Below are 19621 nucleotides of genomic sequence, written 5' to 3' on the forward strand. Positions count from 1 at the left end.
GATCTACGAAGGCACCAACCAGATCCAGAAGGTCGTGATGGCCCGGGCTCTCCTCAAGGGCTAGATCGACACCGCGGTCAGCGGTCGGGAACCATCCGGGCACGGCCGATCAATCCGGGTGTCACGGTCGCACATCAGTCGGGATAGGCGGTGATGCCGGCAAAGGGACGGTCGGACCCGCGTCCTGTCGATCGGTCGGGGCGAGCCGGCGCCGATATTCGACAGAGAAGGAGGAGCCGGCTTCCTCGACCACGGGTATCAAAGACGACGCTCGAGCAGCATCATCGGAATGAGCCGGTCCGTCCGTGCCTTTCTCGCCGGCGCCAGCACCAGGGCGGTCGAGCCCGAAACCGAGAGTGCTGTGCCGCGCCGGAGACCGCCCGGCACGAGCTTGGCCAGCGCCGGCGCCACCGGCAGGTACCCGGCGGACGCCGACGCATCGAGGTTCGGCTCGTCGAGCTGGGCAGCCGTGCGGACGCCGGGGATCGCCGCGAGCCCGGCGACTGGCTTCCGGCACCGCCACCATGCACCTCCAGCACCACGAACACGCACCCGAGACGCCCACGAGGGAAAGCCGCGAGCGAACCCGAACTCAGTAGGGTGGCCCGGGGGAATCTCACCCCCGGGCTCCCACGGATTCCCGGCGAGACAATCTCTCGTCACCGGGCTCTTGTCATCTTGATCGTTGAGCAGGCGGGACAGCCGCGACCCATGCCCAGTGCGCAAACATCCGGGGATGTCGTACGACAATCCCCGCCAGCACCGGACCGCGGATTCATGCCCGCAAGCGTTTGTATTTCTTTCGGATCCACCGCACCAAGTAGGTGTTGATGCGGGTAAGGAGCCGATGCAGTGCGGAGCGGTAGTAAGCCCCGTAGTATTGCTCACATCCCCGCACGACAGGATTGACCCACCGTGCGAGCTGAGCGAAAGTCAGGGTCGTGCGCGTGTGCAGCCGCCAGGACCGCACGTGCGAACTCAACCTTTTCAGGGCGGCCTTCCTGGCCACGGGCCAGAATGCACTGAACCGCCTGCCTTGACGATCCTTGGCGCAGCGCTGCCGGAAGGTGAACACCAGGAACGTGAAGGCGGTGTGGTCATGAACACCAGGCCGCTTACCGTCCTGACAGTACACGATCCTCGTCTTGCCGGGATGCAACCGTAACCCGACCTGTTCCATCCGGACGCCGACCGCCCGGGCCACGTGCTCGGCCTGAGCCTCACTCGTGCAGTGCACGACCGCGTCGTCGACGTAGCGCTCGAACGGGATGGCCGGGAACGTCCGCGCCATCCACGCATCGAACGCGTAGTGCAGGAACAGATTCGCCAGCACCGGGGAGACCGCCGACCCCTGCGGAGTGCCCCGTTCCCGGGACTGGACCTCCCCGTTCGAGGTCTGGACCGGCGCCTGCAGCCACCGCGTGACATACAGCACCACCCACCGCTGGTCGGTGTGCGACTCCACCGCCTTGACGACCAGGTCCCACGGGACGCTGTCGAAGAACTTCTCGATGTCCAGATCGATCACCCAGTCGCTCTTCCAGCAGCGCTCCCGGCACGCCGCGACCGCGTCCAACGCGGAGCGACGCGGGCGGTAGCCATAGGAGTCCGGATGGAAGGCCGGTTCAGCTGCCCTCTCCAGTCTCCGCGCCACCACCGTCTGCGCCACCCGGTCAGCCACGGTCGGCACGCCCAGCACCCGAGTACCGGCGCCGTGTGCCCTCGGAATCTCGGAGGTCCTCGGGGAGCTACTTGCTGCCGCCGGTGCTGGCGGTGGCCGTTCCCAGACTTCCTTCACTTCCCACTTCGAAATATCGAACGCATTGCCCAACGATTCAGCTCGCCCACCGCGACTCCTCCCGGGAACCCGGACCTCGACCACCCGCCATCAAGACCGCGTCTCCTCACAGGGCCGGCAACGCGACATGGCCGATGAACTGGTCGCGGGCCACGGCCAGGTCATCGCCGCCTACTTCGACGCCGGCACCTCACGCCGCGTCCCATGGCGACAGCGACCGCAGGCTGCCCAGCTCATGACCGCGGCCTCGAGCCCGGAATCCGCGATCGACGCCATCGTGATCGGCGAATACGAACGCGCCTTCACCGGTGTCCAGTTCGCCAGCCTCTACACCTGGTGCACCCGCCACGGTATTCAGCTCTGGCTCCCCAAGACAGGCGGGCCGGTCGATTGGAGCAATCGCGATCATCGGGCACTGGTGTCGCTGCTGGCCACCCAGTCGCAGCGCGAAGTACTCCGTGCTCGACATCGGGTGCTGGCGGCGATGCACAACCAGGCCACCCAGCAAGGCCGCTACCTCGGCGGACGCCCACCCTACGGCTACCGTCTCGTCGACGCCGGCCCGCACCCCAACTCCGCCAGTGCCCGCTGGGGACGGCGGCTGCAACAGCTCGCTCCTGACCCGCGCACCGCGCCGCACGTCACCTGGATCTTCCGCCAACGTCTCGCCGGTCACAGCGTCGCCAGCATTGCCCGGCACCTCAACGAGCGCGGTGTCCCCTGCCCGTCCAGCGCCGATCCAGACCGCAACCGACACCGGACCCGCGGCGCCTGGACACTGCGCACCGTCGCCGTCATCCTGGCGAACCCGCGCTACACCGACCGCCAGATCTGGAACCGCCGCGCCACCGACACCAGCGGCCCAGCCGCAACGCCAGCCCTGTCAGCGAAGGCTGCACATCGTGCGCTCGTCACCGAACAGGACTTCCTCGCCGCGCAGCAGATCCGGGCGGCCTGACCAGCCCACGACGGCCGGACTCGTCGGTTCGCCCTGGCGGGTTTGATCCACTGCGGTGTTTGCGACCGGCGGCTGGACTCGCACTGGAACCACGGCCGTCCGACCTACCGCTGCCGCCACGGCCACACCAGCACCCAACGCGCGAGCTAAGGGTGAGCGAAGACGCTCTACATCCGCGAGGACCATCTCGTCGACGAGATCAACATCCGGCTCGAAGATCAGAGCCATGACGTCCGCACCCAACAAGAGCCTGATCGAGCACGAAGCAATCGCATGGCAGCAGCGCTACGGAACTCGGGACGATTCATCGTCTACGACAGCACCGGATGGCGACTGGCGGTAACTGACTCCACCTAGATAAAGAGCTAAGCGAGCTCTCAAGATCGCGTTCCGCGATCCGTGGGGTAATACTGTGTCCGAGGGCCGAGTTGATCTATAACCCCACCCTGAACTGGAGCACCGACCTGCAGCTTTAGCACTACTGTCGCTGGTGGATTGATCAGTGCGATGACCCCAGGAAGCAGAGTGCCGGAAACCCTGTGTGTCAACTGGAACCCTTCGGCTCAACCCCGAGGCGCTCCTGGCCGCACTGATCGTGCCGCTCACTGATGCCCGAGCCGCGCGCGGCTTCGTGACTGGTCTTTAGCTGCCAGTAGGGCAGCCAACCTGGTTGAGGGAGGCGTCACCGTAGACCTGACTGTAGTGTCCGGGTCCTGTCCAGAGAAGCTCAATTCTGCTCCTACTTGGCCCTCGACGGCTCCGCGTTGGCCGAGTCCCGGCGGCAATTCACCAGTGCATGGTTACAAACGCCCGCGAGACCGATGCACATCAGGAGGTGCTCTTTCACGGACGCCGCGCAAGGAAGTGGCGGGCTTCTTCTCTGCAGAGGGGACTCCAGCGAGCAAGGTCACGAGCAGCGCGCCACCGGATGTGCCACGGCAGGGTGCTGTCCCCAACGATGCCGCGGGCGACGAGGGCGGCTTCGCCGGCCGTGTCACGCCGGAGTCCCACCATCGCTTGGGCGGCAAGCCGGCGGACGGCGGCGGGCTGATCGTGGTGCAGCGCGATTACCCGCAGCGTCGCGACTGCCTCGTCGCAGTGCGACCGGGTGAAGGAACCCAGCACGGAGCACGCGCGGATGCGCCAGGCCGACTTCGTGGCCGTGGCGACCGCGATCGTCCGGAGCGTGTCGGCGGCGGTCGGGAGAAACCGAGGATGGATACCGGTCAAAGACTTCGCGGCCGCGGCACGAACCGGCACGGGACCGTCCGGGTCGTTCATGATCGCGGAGAGGTGGGTCGTCGCTTCGGCACGGAACGGGCCGCCGAGCCGGGCAAGCGTCCTTGCCGCCTGCTGCCGTGCCGCCGGTGGGACGCCCGGGCAGCCAGCGAGCTCGCCGAGGATCGACGCCAGGGCGGTGCGGTCGCCCGCGTGCCAGCTCAGCAACGTGGCCGTGGCCGACCGGCGGTGGTGGGCAGGGGCGAGCCGGTCCTGCGCCAGGGCGGTCAGGGTGCCGACGGCTTCGTTACCCGCCTGCCATCCCACGGTGGCTGCGGCGCGGACCCGGTCGCGGTGGCTGGTACGGGGATCGGCGATGGCGTCCATGAGGAAATCCCGGGCGAGTCCGTCCACGTCACCCGAGGTGAGGGAGAAGAGAGCCATTGCGAAGCGGTACCGGGAGTGTCGTGTCTCGTCTGAGACGATCCCCTCCGCCCACGCCGCGGCATACCAGCGCTGGCGGCTGTCGATGCGGCTCAGGCCACGCAATGCGTGGACGACGACGTTCGCCGAGGCGGCGGGGTCTTCCACGACTGCGTGGAGCGCGGCGATGGCCTCCCGGCGGTACTCGGGCCCGAATTCGGCCAGCAGGACCAAGGAATCGAGTCTCTCGTCGGTATCGAATTCGGGACCGCGAGAAACCTCCCGCAGCATGGCGATCTTCTCATCGCACAATGGCGCCCGGGCCGGATGAACGTGAATCGACCTGATGACCTTGTTTTGTGCGTCCACCAGGTGATCGCTCACTAGTTCTCGTTCCAGCTCGAGTGCGGTGACCTGCGCCGGGTACCCGAGGTCCCTCATCTGGCGGATAGCCTGCTCTCGCTCGCTACCCGAGGCTGTCGGGTCGCAAGCCACCGCAACGACAACCTGGACCCGGTGCCCGGGACTCAGTGCCTTCAGTTCGGTCAGCAGGTTCACCAAGTCGAGCCGGTCTTGCGCAGTCGCCAGTGGTGAGGCCAGCATCGCCACGAGCGTCTCCGTAACGATGGCCCGGGATTCGGTGTTCAAGCGGACAAGCTGCCGGGCGGCGAGGCAACGCTCCGCCGTGCTGGCCGCTTCGTCGGAGAGGACGGCGGAGAAGCAGGTCAGCGCGGCTGCCAAGCAGTCATGATCGGCCCTGGCCAGCTGCCACTGCACGTCGAGCCGATCCCGTGTCGGAAGTCCAGGCTCGTCAAGCATTGCACGCAACGCCGCGACAGCGAGCTCGCGCCGTTCGGGCCCCAACATGGCCAGGATTCCGGCGAACTCCGCCCGGGCACCGGCCTGAATCGTTCGCCGGCTCAAGAGGCTGTTCAGCAAGTCGACGGTGTCTTCCTCGTATGCTCCCCCCAGCCTTGCCATGGCTTTTGCGGCACGGGTCCGAACCCAGGTGCCGGCCATCGGATCGGTGAGCACGGCACGCAACGCGGAAACGGCGGCGAGGCGATGCTCCGGATCGATCCGGATGAGCGTGCCGGCCGCTTCTCCCCGAATCTGGGAATCGGCATCGGGATCCGAGAGAACTGCCACGAGGGTAACCACAGCCCCTTGCCGGCATTCCTCACCAAGCTCGACCAACGCAAGGCACGCGGCCCACCTCCGGTCGAAAGGGGCTTCATGATCCGCGAGAATCCTGAACACCGCATCGGCCGCGCGGACCGCGAAGGAAGAGCCGAGCAGCGCGACCGCTCTCGCGATGATCTCATAGAAGAACTGGTGCGGGGGCGGGCCATCGAGCACTTCCAGGAGGCAGGTGGCCGCGAGCTGCGCGTACTCGGACCCCAGCTCGGCCAGATACCTGGCCGCACTGGTACGGGTGTTCCACCCGCACGTGCTGTCCTTCAGAAGCGCGGTCCAGGCTGCCGCTGCCTCGGCCCAGTGAGCCGGGCTTAGGCGAGACAAGGAGCGCGCTGCCATCGACTGCCACGATCCCGAAGCAGCTGGAACCCGGAGCACGGACCGGACGATTTCGACCGCCGGAGCCCGGAACACGGTGTTCAGATCCGCGAGCATCACCGCGGCTCTGGACCGGTCGTCGTCGCGCTGCGACGCATCGGTGGCGAACACGCCGAGCACCGCTGCCACTTCTTCGTGGAATTCCGTGCCGAGTACGATCAGCTCACGAGCAGCTGCCAGCCGTTCTCCGGCATCGGCCGTCCGATCGCCCAGCATGCGCCGCAGCAGCACGACGGCTTCATCGCGATAGCGTGGGCCGAGACTCGCGAGCTTGCCCGCCGCGTCACTGTTCTCCCAATCCAAAGCGAGCGGGTCGACGGCGATCAGGCGGAGTTCCTGGGCGGCCTCCTCGTGGTACTCCACACCGAGGTCGGCGAGTTCTTTCGCCACCCACAGCCGGGGGGTGACGTCGAGTCCCCGATCCGCGAGAACCAGGCGCAGCTGCGCGGCGGCTATCTCTCGGCGGCGGGGATCGGTCTTCGCCAGCTGCGCCGCGATGTCCCACCGTTCCGACGGTTCTAGACACGGTTCTGCTAAGAGACCCTGAAGGTACCGGCTTGCTTCCCCGACGTATTCCGAGCCGAGCTCGGCGAACGCACCCGCCAGCCGGGCACGGGTAGAAACGGGCTGAGTACCGTCCCGAAGCAGTTCGTCCAGCAACTCGGCCGCTTCGTCGAGGTGGACGGAACGCAGATCACCCAAGGCAAGTACCGCGTTGATGCGCGAATAGGACGAGAGAGTGCCGTCACGGGCGAGCCGGTGGAACACCGCCACGACCTGCTCGTGGAACTCGGTACTGACTTCGGCCAATGCGATCGCAGCCTCCACCTGCCGATCGCCCGGCACACACGGGTCGTCGAGGGTTTCGCGCAGGACTCTCACCACACTGGGCCGATGGCCGGGTCCCAGTTCGGCCAATGCCACCGCGGCAGCGCGCAGCGCGGCAGCCGACGCACTGGGATCTTCTAGCACGGTCCGCAGGCCACGGACCGCGAGGTCGTGCTGCTCCGGGCCGGACTTGGCGAGCGCCTCGGCCGCTGCCAGCCGGTCGGTCAACGTGAGCTCGACGTCGTCCATGGCAGTCCGCAGGAGCTCGATCGCCGCACCGTCGGAGTCGGCGCGCAACCGGGTGGACAGTGCCGTCGCGGCCTCGATGCGTGAGCTCCAGGGAGCGCCCGTCTCCAGCATGAGCCGCCGCAACCAGCCGGCCAGTCGCGGGTGGTGGGTGGCGTGCGTAGCCTGGCGGAAGATCCCGGTACCGCTGGTCGTCATGGCCCAGGCACCGGCCGTGTCGAGGAACGCGTCGAGCACCGCGGGGCTGGCCGGTGCGTGCTGCGACAGCAGTTCGGCCGCGATGAGCTGGAAACCCGACGAATTGTGGTGTAGCCAGGAGATCAGGATGTCCGCCTGCCCGCGACGCAAGTGAGTGTAGTGCAGCAGCACCGCGGTGGCGTGCTTCCTGGCCTGGCCGTACTGCGTCGCGTGGATGGCCCGGGCCCAGGTGGGGTTCTCCGCGTCGAAGGGCACGGACAGCAGCCTGGCTTCCGCGGCGGCGGCCAGGTGATCGGCGAAACTGTGGTGCAGGAACTGGAGATCGTCACCACGGACGACGAGCGGCCCGCAGGTCCGGAGGATCGCGGTCAGGTCGTCCCGCCACGTCGCTGGCCGCTGCTGGGGGTCCGTGTGGTCCAGGATCCAGGCCCGCGCCGCCGCGACCAGTGAGACATCGGCGTGGAACCGGACGGCGCCCAGGTGCTCGAGCAGGCTCTGCCGCTCCCGCCGGACGAGCTGGGCAAAGTCGCCGCCGTCGGCGGGCTGCCCGCGTGCGAACGCGAGGTACTCGAGGTACTGCTGGTAGAGGTCGTAGCGGTTGTCCGGCAGCGGCCGCTCGCCGTACTGCTCGAAGATGATGGCCGCGATCGTGACCAGGAGCGGTATCCGAACCAGTTCGTCGAGATGTGCGTGCCGGATCTGGTGGAGGAACCGCTGCCCGGAGTCCGCTGCCTCGCCGAACCAGTGGGCGGCGAACCGCCGCACCGTTTCGTCGTCGAACGGCTGGAGCTCGTAGCGGGCGGCGTTCCGGTGCAGAGGTGCGAGACCGCCGCCTTCCAGCGGGCGGCTGGTCACCAGGAGCCGGTACGGGCACTCCGGGCCGCCGGTGGTCCATCCCGACAGGGTGCGGACGAAGCGGGCACGCAACTCGGGGTCGGCTATTTCGTCGACCGCGTCGACGAGCAGCAGCCACCGGCATCCGGAGATCCGCTCGGCGAGCATGGCGGGTCCGACGGCCGCGGTCAGCATCGACCCGTATTCGGCGGCCACCGCGGCGGCCAGCGCCGCCGGCAGCGGCAGGTCCAGGCGGGCGGCCACCATCCGGGCCGGCACGCGCAACGGGATAACGGGCTCGTCGAGGGGTGGTTCGCCGGCCGTCACCGTCTCGACGTCCTCGTCCCACCCGACCCAGACCCGGGCGATGTCCGCGGCGAGGCGCAGGGTCAGCGTGGACTTGCCTTGCCCGGGTCCGCCGGTCACGAGCAGGTGTTCGCTCCCGTCGAGTGCCTCGCGCACTGCTAGGGAGGGCGCCCGCATCGCCCTTCGCGGCACCGGGGGCCAAGGCCGGGCGTCCCCGCCGGGCCTGGGTTCGGTGAGCCGATCGTGATCGGCGCCCTCGGTGGGCACCGGCCACGCCGAGGTGCTCCTCCTCGCCGGCTGCGGCTCCTCCACTTCGCTGCCCAGTTCCTGCCGGACGTAGACGGTCGCCAACGACGGCTGCCGGGCGCCGGGCAGCCGGTACGGGAACTCCTCACCCACCTGCGCCTGCGCCCGGACCAGGGACAACACCTCGGCCGGCAGGAAGGGAAGACGGTCCCAGCCGGCTGGCGTGCCGGCCTGCCGCCGGAACCGTTCGAGGTTCCGGCGTTGCTGCGCCGCGTCCCGCGCGTCCTGCCACAGGCGTAGCGTCCGCTCGCGTTCCATGCCCAGCGCTTCGATCAGCAGCGCGACCGTCTCGCGTGACGGCAGATACTGGCCGCCGCACACTTCCGAAACCTTGCCGCGGGAGAGGTTGATCCGGCGCCCCAGCCAGTCCTGGCTGACCTTCGCCGTCGCGCGGGCCCGGGACACCTCGGCGGCGAACAACCGCTCCTGAGCCGACGGGACGTTCGGTCCGCCGTTCGAGTCAGCCACGCACTCCTCCCGGAGGTGTCCCCCTGATGTCGCCGATGTTGCCCCGCTCGTTACGGGACATCCCCGGAAGCGGTCACGCTCGAGGGCATGCAACCACGAGAACGTCCGCCTGCCGTCTTCATGTCCTATGCGCACGACACCGACGATCACGTGCGGCTCGTCGTGCGGCTCGCGGCTCACCTCCGGCGCTCCGGTATCGACGTCCGGCTCGACCAGTGGACCGATCGAGGACGGATCGACTGGTCGCTGTGGGTGGACCGGAACCTGCCCACCGCCGACTACGTCCTGGTCGTCGCCTCGCCGGAGTACTTCCGGCGGGCATCGGAGGAACTGACGGACGGCGAGGGCTGGGGCTCGCAGTACGAGGCCGCGATGCTGCGTGATCTGCTCACGGGCCGGCGGGCGCACTGGCACTCTCGCATCCTGCCCGTCCTGCTGCCCGGGCACGGGATCGAAGAGATCCCGCGTTTCTTGCAGCCCCACGCGGCAACCAGGTACCCGGTTTCGTTCAAGCCGGGCGGTACCGAGGACCTCTTGCGAGTGATCACCGGTCACCCGCGCATGGTTCCCCCTCCGTTGGGGCGACCGTGGTCGCCGTACGCGCAGTGTGAGCGGCTTCGACCGTAACCCGCGCCTCCGGGGCTGTCGCCCGCAAGCGGACTGCACCGCCTGAGAGGCTGATCCGCCCGTCCTACCGCAACCGCACACCCCATCCCGGCGAGCCGCTGCTCAAGTCCATCCGCCAGCTCATCGAATCAGTCAACGACACCCTCAAAGGCCAGCTGAACCTGGAACGCGCGAACTTCAACAGCCACGCCAACTTCAACGGCGCGACCTTCACCGGCGACACCAAGTTCAACAGCGCAACCTCCACAGGTGACGCCCAGTTCCAGAACGCGAGCATCACCGGCCGAGCTGATTTTGACGGCACCGAGCTGCAATGCGGCCAGACGTCACCCAGCTGATCCCGTTGCTCGATGCTGTCCTGCCCATTCGGGGCGTGGTCGGCAAGCCGCGTCGGCGTCCCGGCGGCTCTACGCAGACCGAGGCGATGACCACGACAAGTACCGGCGCCTGGTCCGAGCCCGGAGCATCACCCCGTTGATCGCCCGGCGAGGTTTCGAGCATGGTTCCGGTCTGGGCAAGATTCGCTGGCCAGTCGAACGCACCTTCACCTGGCTCAGAGGTTTCCGCAAGTTACGCATCCGCACCGAACGCCGAGCTGACATCCATCAAGCCACCCTCAGCCTCGCTTGCTCGATCATCTGCCTCCGCAAACTCATTCTGAAGCTGATCTTTTTGCCCGGACCGCCGACCAGGATGAGCTTGCCGGCCCTGACTACGATGTCGCCCCGTCTCCGACGATGGTGGTGCTGTAGGGCCGCCGGTCGCCGAGTTCGCCCACACAACCCTCAACACCCCCGGGTGCGCCGGGCTCACCGGCACGACCTTCAACAGCAATGCTAATTTTGACTACGCGCCCTTCAACAAACGTAGGCAACTTCGAAAGCGCCACCTTCAACGGCAACGCCGAGCTCGACGAGATCCTCGCCAACGCGACTGTCTCCAACGCGATCGCGTATGCGCACGATGTCGACACCGACGCGGCCCCTACCTCGAATAACGGGTCAGTATCCGACGCATGACGCGGCACATCGTCTGGCTTCCAGTCATCCCCGAACCCGAACTCACCGACGACATCCACGCAACCCTGCTCCTGTAAGGCAACCTCGGAATACCTTTTCAATAAGATGCAGTGATGCACCAATCAAGGTTAACTCATCCGACCCGCAGGACCTTTTCCATTCGCCGGACGATCAGGCTCGACCCCAAGGGACGCTTGAACCACTTCTATATCCTTTTGAAGTTTAATTACGGCCACCGACATACTCTTCAGCATTTCAGCGTACACCCCTGGCACCAAGCCTGCTACTTCGTCAGACTCGGTCACAACTTTTTCCACCGAGCTAATTGAGCTTGAAAGGAGATCCCGAAGCTCGGCGCAGATCGACTTATTTTTCGATAGCATGCCATACAAGCCCGGCCAATGAGCAGTTGAGTTAATCTCAACCAACCGTCGGCGGACAACCTCGACTCCCCTAAGATACGCCTGCGCCTCCTCCTGCCGTCCCACCGCCGACAAGCAGTCACCGACAGCACTCAACGACACGGCAAGCTCCCCAGCCCGCACCGTGCGCCGCCGCACTGCGAGCCCAGCTGCTCCAACGGACGTTCCCTCTTCTGCGCCCACTGCTGCTGGCCTCACCGCAGTTGCAGTTCGCGACGAAGCCGATCGACAAGCCGACCACCATCGACTTGCCCACCCGCCACGGCCGGGTGCGGACACTCGTCTACGCGCCGACCGAGGGCGACATCGCCGCGCAGCGTGCCGCCGGGCAGCGCCCTCCGGTGCACTTGATCACCCACGGCGGCGCGTTCATCCTTCGCTCGCCGAAGCAGGAGGACAACGTTGCTCGTTACCTGGCCAGCGAGGTCGGCTGCTACGTGCTGGTTCCCGACTTCGACACGGCACCGCAGGTCCGGTTCCCGGTCCAGGAAGAGCAGTGCTACGACGTCTTCCGCTGGATCCACGAGCAGGCCGCGCAGCACGCGTGGGACGGCGACCGGATCTCGGTCGGCGGGGCCAGCTCCGGTGGCAAGCTGGCGCTCAACGTCGCGCTGATGGCCATCGATGACGACTACTACCGGCCGGTCGCGGTCTCCAGCGAGTTCGGTGTGGCCAACGTGTCGTTACCCGATTCGGAGCGCACCTCGAGCAAGCCGAGGCCGGTCGTCGCCCCCGGCCTCATGAGCCTGGTCCGTCAGACCTACTTCCACGGGGTCGACCTGACGTCCCCGCTCGCTTCGCCGGCGCTGCATCCGCGCCTGGCCGAGCTACCGCCCGTCCTCATCGAGACCGCTGAGCTCGACACGCTCAAGCACGAGTCCAACGCCCTCGCCCGCGATCTGATCGCCCAGGGCGTGGCCGTGACCCACCGAGAGTTCCCCGGGGTCGACCACAGTTTCACCCACGTCAAGCCCGTCGAGACTGCCCGTGCGGCCATCGAGCTCATCGGCGAGCACCTCGCATCGGCCTACACCGCGGCGATCCAGTCCAGGTAACGACCAGCAGGAGTCCACACCATGAGCAGCACACCCGACGCCAGCTCCGTCTGGCTGGTCACCGGCAGTTCCCGGGGCCTGGGCCGCAAGATCGTCGAGGCCGCCCTGGAGCGCGGCGACTGCGTGGTCGCCACGGCTCGCCACCCGGAATCGCTGGCCGACCTGACAGCGAAGTACGCCACGACGCTGCGGACGACCACCCACGACGTGAAGGTCCGCGCCCACGCCGACGCCGCGGTCGCACTGGCCCACGACGCGTTCGGCGGACTCGACGTGCTGGTCAACAACGCCGGATACGCCAACCTCGAAGCCATCGAGGACGCCAGCGAGGACTCGTTCCGCGATCAGATCGAGACCGACTACTTCGGCACCGTGCACACCACCCGCGCCGCGTTGCCAGCCCTCCGGCAACGCGCCGCCGACGACCGCACACCGCACATCATCAACGTCAGCAGCCTCGGTGGCCGACTCGCCTCACCCGGTCTCGGCGCGTATCAGTCGGCGAAGTGGGCCATCGGCGGATTCACCGAGGTCCTCGCCCAGGAAATCGCTCCACTGGGCATCAAGGTGACCGCCATCGAGCCCGGCGGCATGGACACCGACTGGGCCGGCTCGTCGATGACCATCCCGACAGTGTCGGCGCCCTACCAGGCCACCGTCGGCGCCGTGGCGACCCAGCTCGGGGCGATGCGACCACTAGGCGACACGGACAAAGTCGCGCAGGTCGTCCTGCAACTCGCCGACATGGATGAGCCTCCATTGCGGCTGCTGCTCGGCAGCGAGGCATACGCCTACGCCACCGGCTACGCCCAGAACCTGCACGCCAGCGACGCTCAGTGGCTGCCACTGACCCGCTCCACCGACCGCGACGACGCCACCGACACCGACCGCGACCCGCTCGGCGCGCTCGCGAGCAACCCCGAGAGCATCGTCCGCCGGTTCATCGACGAAGTCATCAACGGCGGCAACCACAACGTGCTCGGCGAAATCTGGTCCGACGACCTGGAGTGGCACGGCGGCAGCCTCGGCGACATCCACGGACTCGCCGCCTACAAGGCATTCGCCGCCGCCAACGGCGCCGGCGCGTTCAGCGGAATGCACCTCGACGTCAAAGAAATCATCACCGCCGGCAACAAGGTAGTGGTCCGCTTCACCAACAGCGGCACCCAGGTCGGCGAGTTCATGGGGACACCCGCCAGCGGCAAGCACGCCGAGTGGCTCGGCATCGGCATCTACACCGTGCAGAACGGCAAGATCACCGAAGGATGGTTCGGCGAAGACATCCTCGGGATGCTGCTGCAGCTCGGCATCCGGACTTTGCCGGGCTGAGACCGGCCGGTTGCGTTCCCACTGGTACGCAGGCGAGGCGGTCGCGGCACGGTGAAGGTCATCGGGGCAGCAGATCGGCGACCGCCGGTTGCGCCGGATGTTCGATAGGAAGCGCGGCCGATCCTCTCACCAATTTCACTGGGGCACAGCTGGGGCAAAGGCCCTTCCAGAACCGCACTCAACCGCTCTGAAGTGCACCCAGCTGCCCCAGACTGCCCCAGCCGACCTGCGGATTCACCAAAACCGCAGGTCAGGAGGCCTTGCGCACCTCACTGGCATTGGCAGTGAGGGGGTCAGGGGTTCGAGTCCCCTTAGCTCCACATCGTAAGGAACCCCTTCGTTTCAGCCCTTCGGGCTGGTCGGAGGGGTTTTTGCGCTCCGGGCTCGATCTTCGGTGATCGGCTTGCGGCGTGATCTTTGCTCCTGGTGGGGCAGAACTGGAGCACTACCCCACCCCCGATATGGCGTCGGCGCGGTGTTCCTGCTGTTCGCGGGCCCGGCCGACCGATGACCCCCACCGTGGCAAAGAGGGGGACAGCCAGCGCCACCCGCCCCCTGTCGGCCACACTCGGTGACGGCGTTGGCGGTGGCGGGGCCGCCGTGTGCCAGCGGCGCTCGAGATCGTCGAGCAGCCGCTGCTCGACCTCCGGGGCGACGTGGGAGTAGGTCTCGATGACCCGATTGTCGAGGTGGTGACCGAGCCGACGGGCCTGGGCGATCTCCGGTGCGCCGCCGGCGATCAGCCAGGTCTTGTGACTGTGCCGCAGCCCGTGAAAGGTCAACCCGGGCCGCACCGCCGCGCAGCCCGCCTTCGCGCCGGACGCTCCCTGCCGTCGACCGCGAGACGGAAGACCCGCCGCAGGAACGTCGACCGCCACAACCACGTCCCACTCGGCGTGGTGAACACGAACTCGTACCGGTGCTGCGCGAGATGCTCGCGCAGCAGTGCAACCAGGAACGGCGGCAGCGCGATCGTCCGCGCGGAGGCTCGGGTCTTCGGCGGACCGAGCCAGCGCATCGCCCCCGACTCGTGCAATGCCCCCACCAGCGGATCGATCACGATCACCCCGCGTCGCAGATCGAGATTGTCCCGATGCAGACCGGCCAGCTCGCCCCAACGACACCCGGTCCACGCCGCAGTGATCACCAGCAGCTGCGCGATCGGCCCGCCGAGCAGATCGGCCTGCTCGGCGATCCGCACCACCTGCTCCGGCGTCGCCCGCCGTGACCGTCGACCCCGGCGCCTCCGCCGACGCGCCGGATTGAACGGAATCAGTCGCTCATCGACCGCATCCGTCAACAGCATCGACAGCAGGTTCAGCTGCGAGCTCACCGTCGACGGGGCGTACCCGGCCCGCTCCAGCTCTCGGACCCATTCGGTCACATCCAGCGCCGTGATCGCGCCCAGCGGCAGGTCTCCGAACTTCGGCAGGATGTGACACCGCAACCGGCTCCGGTAGCGCTCGATCGTCCGCGGATCCAGATCCAGCGAGCGGAACCACCGCGCCACCCACTCGGCCACCGTCACCGCGCTGTCCGCCGGATCGATCCACACCCGCCGACGCCGATCCACCTCCAACCCCGCTGCGTAAGCAGCAGCATCACGCCGCGAGCCAAATCCAGACACCGAACGAACGCTTGAACCTTGCCACTGATACCTCACCCGCCACGACCCGCTGCCGCACTGCTCTACCCACGCCACAACTACCTCCACACCCAGACGACGACCAACGAACCGTTGCCCGCAACGGTGTAGTTCCCCAGCGCAGCTGTCTCCAACGTCATCCCACAGTTCCGACGACTCGGTCGACCAACCACAACTCAGGATGAGTTCACATACAAGAATGCCGCTGTGCGGGTCTGAACGACGGGCATAACCAGTCGATAACTGGTTCGGCGCAGGTCTTCGCAGCGGAGGACCGCTACTGGTTAGTAGTTTTCGCGGGACGCGGGAGGCCACGGCGTGTTCCGAGGAAGCTGTAACAGATCCGTCGTCGTTAACGCTCTACCGTAGTAGACCTGCAGCTCCGAGCGCATTCTGGGACGGAGAGTTCGTGGCTTACCAGCACCTGTTCACCCCTGACTCGGTAGACATCGCCTCGTCGGCCAGCGAAGGAGGCGCGGATCCTCACGACGACGAAGCCTATGTGTTCGACGACGAGGACGTCGTCCTTTCCGTCAACGTGGCGATGGCGACCCAGCGCCCGCTGTTGGTGTACGGCGCCGCAGGTTCCGGCAAATCGACCCTGGCGCCCAACATCGCCAGGATCCTCGAGTGGAAGTTCGCCCACCACGTGATCACCTCTCGAACCGAAGCGGAAGACCTGCTTTGGCAGTTCGATGCGGTCGAGCGGTTAAGCGACGCGAACGACGGCAAGGCCAAACCGGCCGCCGACTACTACCGGCAGGGCGTCCTCTGGCGAGCCTTCACCGGCGGACCGACAGTCGTTCTGATCGATGAGATCGACAAGGCTGATCCCGACCTGCCGAACGGCCTTCTTGCTCCGCTCGGCTCGTTCGCCTTCACAAGCCCCGCCGGAGAAACGATCTCGGCTCCACGAGACGGCCGTCCACTTATCGTCATCACGAGCAACGACGAACGCGAACTGCCCCGCCCCTTCCTTCGCCGCTGTGTCGTCCTGGCGCTCAAGCCCCCCACCATGGAGCACCTCCTCAAGGTCGCTGCCGCGCACTTCGGCAGCAATATCGACTTCGGGATCGTGGAAGCCGTCGCCGACAAGGTGCTGATCGAGCAGGAGAAGGCAGTCAACCACGGCTACCCGCCGCCGAGCACCGCAGAATTCTTGGACACCCTGCGCGCCTGCCGCCGGTTGGACATCGGTTCGGACTCGCCGGAGTGGCGGCATTTGACGATGGCGACCCTGGTGAAGACGGCGGCCGTCCGGAACTGACCATGCGACCGTCGATCTTCCTCGGGGACGCACTGGAAGCGCTGCACCGACTTAAGCCGGACAACCCCCAGCAGGCAGCCAAGATCCTGGAGATCCTGAACGTCGAGTTCGCCACCGCTCCCAGGGCGCCCAGCAGCGACCGACACGCCCGTGGGAGTGAACCACTGGTCCCAGAGCCGCCTGTCGGCACCACCTCCCCGGCGACTCCCCTGCTGCCGGCCGCGGGCCGGAGCGTGCCGTCAGCAGTTTCCGTCACCGAACGCGCGAGGCCGGCGCTCCCGGCGGGCCGATTTTCTGCCTTGCCACCGGCCACCGAACCGCCTCCGTCGACGGCGAGGTTCTTCGATCCGCTGCTGCGTCCCGAATGGACCCGGGGTATCCTGTTCGCCGTGGCGGCCACCGAAGTCGCCAGCCGCGAAGTCGACGTCCCGCGAACGGTCGAGCTGATGGCCGTGCGGAAGCCGCCGCGCCGGCTTCCCCGGCGGCGGCGGTGGAGCGTCCGCTTGGGCGCGCAGTTCCTAGTCGACCTAGGGCCCGGAATGGCGCCCTACCGCGCGGATCGCACATGGCTGCTCGAAAAGCTCGGCGACGCGGTGGGCCACGAGCGCGTTTCGGTCCTCCGTTTCGCCGGATGCCCGCTGCGGGCTGCCGGTCCGGGTCCACGCTCGACGTGGCGGCCATACCAGCCACCGCCGCTCCGGGAGCCCGTGGTGGTCTTCAGCGACGCGTCAGTGTTCGACAAGCGGACCAGGCCCACGGACTGGATCGCGTTCGCGAAGATCGTCGCCAGGGCCGGCTCCTCGCTCACCTTGGTGACCCCGGTGGCCGCTGAGTCGGTTCCGCCGGAGGTTCGCGAGCAGCTGAGCGTGGTTGAACTGAGCCAGCGCACCACGATGGTGGACGCCCGCGCGGCGAACTCCCGGCGGCGGACATGACATCGGCGGACACCCGGCAGATCATCACCGGACTCCGTACGTCGGATCCGGATGTGGTCAAGCTTGCGGAAATCCTTTCGCTCGCGGCCTACATCGATCCGCCGCTGCTGCGCCGCGCCCGCCTCCGGCTGCTGCCGGCCACCGGCGCCGAGCTCGAAGGACGCTTCTGGTTCAGCCCGCTGGTCGAGCGCTCGGGGCTCGACCAGCTCCTGCTCTCCGTGGAAGTCGCGGACCTGATGCAGGAGGCCATCCGCCAGGATCCCGCCGCGTTGCACCGTGCGCACGAGCTGGTCGCGGAGGCGCACCACGGCCTCGATCCGGCCGTCGACCTCTTCGAGGACCTGGTGTGGCGGTGCCTGGTCCTCGACGACGTGGCCGGCGACGAATCCGAGCGGCTGCTTCAGCTGGCCGCCACGATGACGCAGGGCTCCAGCTCGGCCGGCAACATCGCTCGCTGGGTCCTCCGGCACGTCCCCCGGTTGCCTCAGCCGCTACGCGAGTCGGACGCGGCGGTAGCCCTGCAGTTGCTCGCCGCGGACGTGGTCGGCGTCGACGTCGCGGCGACGACGACGTCCGTGCCGGCCGGCGCGGCCCAGCTGGTCGCCGAGTTCGCGGCGACCGTATCGGCGGAGGACCAGATCATCGGGGCGCGCCTCACCTCGACCGGAATCGAACTGAGCCTGCCGCCGGGGGACGACGACCACGTCGTCAGCCTGCCTCGGCCGCCCGGGCAGATCGTCCGCGTCGCCTCGCCGTCCGGTGGTCTCGTGCGGCACGCGCGACTGACGACGGGCGCGCCCACCGCGGTCGGGTTCAGCCAGCTCGCGACCGTCGACCTCGTCAAGGGCACCAGCGAGGAGACCGGCTTTCCCGGCACCATCGTGTCAGCGGCCGCCGACGATGAGCTGAAGACGTGCGCGCTGGTCTTCGACGACCATGCGGTTAGGTTCGGACGCTTCGGCGAAGAGCCTAAAAACTGGCGGGTCCTCCACGGTGGAACGCCGCCGGCTGTCGCGGTCAATCCCAAGGGCGATCTGGTTGCCGTCGCCCGGGATGATCAGATCGAGTTCTGGCGCTCCGACGGCACGCTGAGGAACTCCGAGCGCCTGCGGCACCGGCTGACCCGCCTCGAGTTCGCTGGCAAGAGGCTTCTCGGCTTGTCGGAAGGCAAATTGATCGAGGTCATCCGGCGAACCCCGAACACCAATGTGCCGACGATCAGTCATCATCTTGCCACCGGCCTGACGACCGACAGGGAAACCGGAGACTTCATTCTGTGGAATGGCAGACAACTATGGCTTTACGATGATTTTTCGCTGATCACTCAACTACTAGTAGATCCCGCACGCGAATCGATCCACGCCTCCCAAGTGGTCACCCGCGGAGGACTCGTCGCCGTAGCCAGCCAAAATTCCTTGTACCTTTGGAACCTGTTACCTACCCCGAAAGGTTACGACAGCCCCGTCGAGGTGGAACACAGCGTTCAAGGGATCGCGATTCCACCGCAGCACCCTCCCGTCTTCTCCACCGATCAGGATTACGACCTGTTCGAAGTCGGCCCAGACGGCCCCCGGCGCATCATGCCGATGGGCTTCCCAGCCACCCAGCTGATCGCCGGCCGGGCAAGCTCACGCCTGCTCGCGGTGGGATCCGGCGGCGCGCTCGAGGTCACTGGAGCCGCCGGCGGCCCGGCTTTCGTGTTGACTCCGGAAGCTCGGCCTTCGCCGCCGAAAGAGCGGACTTCGCTTGCGGCAAGGAGATGGGATTCCGAGGAGGCCCGACCCGACGCCGCCCGCGGGCTGGAAGGTGTGCCGCACACCGGTGAGGCGATGACCGCCAACGGCATGCTCGTGGAGCCCCAAGCCGAAGACTTCCGCCCGCCAGCAGAGGCACCCACCAACCCGGAGTGGTTCAAGAGCGCCGTGTTCTACGAGGTGCTGGTGCGCGCGTTCGCCGACTCGAACGGCGACGGCACCGGCGACCTGCGCGGGCTGGCCGCCCGCCTCGACTACCTGGCCTGGCTCGGGGTCGACTGCCTGCTCATCGGTCCCATCAACGCGTCGCCCCTCCGCGACGGCGGGTACGACATCAGCGACTTCCGCGCGGTGCTGCCGGAGTTCGGCAGCGTCGAGGACTTCGTCTTCCTGCTCAACGAAGCGCACCG

The 19621-nt window shown here is 67.4% G+C and carries 11 protein-coding genes and 2 pseudogenes; 10 read left to right on the forward strand and 3 right to left on the reverse strand.

The genetic code is table 11. The features are described from left to right. Positions 1 to 775: 775 nt before the first annotated feature. Entirely contained in the window at positions 776 to 1882 is a 1107-nt protein-coding gene (gene ltrA / locus ACWDN5_RS39635) for a group II intron reverse transcriptase/maturase (RefSeq protein WP_449679893.1), read from the reverse strand. 43 nt (positions 1883 to 1925) lie between these two features. Between ltrA and ACWDN5_RS39640 the strand changes: the two genes are divergently transcribed. Both ACWDN5_RS39640 and ACWDN5_RS39645 read left to right on the forward strand, forming a co-directional pair. Beyond that, positions 1926 to 2756: a recombinase family protein gene (locus ACWDN5_RS39640; protein ID WP_449679894.1), complete on the forward strand. Its 831-nt coding sequence runs from the start codon at positions 1926 to 1928 to the stop codon at positions 2754 to 2756. 42 nt (positions 2757 to 2798) lie between these two features. Further along, positions 2799 to 2906 carry a hypothetical protein gene (locus ACWDN5_RS39645; RefSeq protein ID WP_449679895.1) on the forward strand — a complete coding sequence of 36 codons (108 nt, stop codon included), beginning with the start codon at positions 2799 to 2801 and terminating at the stop codon, positions 2904 to 2906. Positions 2907 to 3599: 693 nt separating this feature from the next. Here ACWDN5_RS39645 and ACWDN5_RS39650 read toward each other — a convergent pair. Beyond that, complete coding sequence (locus tag ACWDN5_RS39650; protein WP_449679896.1) at positions 3600 to 9158, reverse strand: helix-turn-helix domain-containing protein; 5559 nt, start codon at positions 9156 to 9158, stop codon at positions 3600 to 3602. Between the two features lie 87 nt (positions 9159 to 9245). Between ACWDN5_RS39650 and ACWDN5_RS39655 the strand changes: the two genes are divergently transcribed. From ACWDN5_RS39655 to ACWDN5_RS39675, 5 genes and pseudogenes are all read left to right on the forward strand, one after another. Next, positions 9246 to 9785: a toll/interleukin-1 receptor domain-containing protein gene (locus tag ACWDN5_RS39655; protein WP_449679897.1), complete on the forward strand. Its 540-nt coding sequence runs from the start codon at positions 9246 to 9248 to the stop codon at positions 9783 to 9785. A gap of 47 nt (positions 9786 to 9832) precedes the next feature. Next, positions 9833 to 10123, forward strand: a pseudogene (locus ACWDN5_RS39660) (pentapeptide repeat-containing protein); the annotation flags it as partial. After that, positions 10102 to 10427: pseudogene (locus ACWDN5_RS39665) on the forward strand (transposase); the annotation flags it as partial. The pseudogenes ACWDN5_RS39660 and ACWDN5_RS39665, both read left to right, overlap by 22 nt. Positions 10428 to 11429: 1002 nt before the next feature. After that, positions 11430 to 12281 carry an alpha/beta hydrolase gene (locus ACWDN5_RS39670; RefSeq protein ID WP_449679898.1) on the forward strand — a complete coding sequence of 284 codons (852 nt, stop codon included), beginning with the start codon at positions 11430 to 11432 and terminating at the stop codon, positions 12279 to 12281. Between the two features lie 21 nt (positions 12282 to 12302). Beyond that, the gene (locus ACWDN5_RS39675; RefSeq protein WP_449679899.1) at positions 12303 to 13610 is read left to right on the forward strand and encodes an SDR family NAD(P)-dependent oxidoreductase; all 1308 of its coding nucleotides are present in this window, start codon (positions 12303 to 12305) and stop codon (positions 13608 to 13610) included. 778 nt (positions 13611 to 14388) lie between these two features. On the opposite strand, the gene ACWDN5_RS39680 is transcribed toward ACWDN5_RS39675, so the two are convergent. Continuing rightward, positions 14389 to 15165: a tyrosine-type recombinase/integrase gene (locus ACWDN5_RS39680; RefSeq protein ID WP_449679900.1), complete on the reverse strand. Its 777-nt coding sequence runs from the start codon at positions 15163 to 15165 to the stop codon at positions 14389 to 14391. Between the two features lie 499 nt (positions 15166 to 15664). On the opposite strand from ACWDN5_RS39680, the gene ACWDN5_RS39685 reads away from it, so the two are divergent. The 3 genes from ACWDN5_RS39685 to ACWDN5_RS39695 form a co-directional block, all read left to right on the forward strand. Beyond that, on the forward strand, positions 15665 to 16522 hold the full coding sequence (locus ACWDN5_RS39685) for an AAA family ATPase (protein ID WP_449679901.1): 858 nt from the start codon (positions 15665 to 15667) through the stop codon (positions 16520 to 16522). After that, positions 16468 to 17457 carry a hypothetical protein gene (locus ACWDN5_RS39690; RefSeq protein ID WP_449679902.1) on the forward strand — a complete coding sequence of 330 codons (990 nt, stop codon included), beginning with the start codon at positions 16468 to 16470 and terminating at the stop codon, positions 17455 to 17457. The genes ACWDN5_RS39685 and ACWDN5_RS39690 overlap by 55 nt, the downstream gene beginning before the upstream one ends. 1829 nt (positions 17458 to 19286) lie before the next feature. Continuing rightward, positions 19287 to 19621: alpha-amylase family glycosyl hydrolase (locus ACWDN5_RS39695; protein ID WP_449679903.1), on the forward strand; the 335-nt coding region annotated here is incomplete at its 3' end.

Source organism: Amycolatopsis sp. NPDC003731 (genome assembly GCF_053586895.1).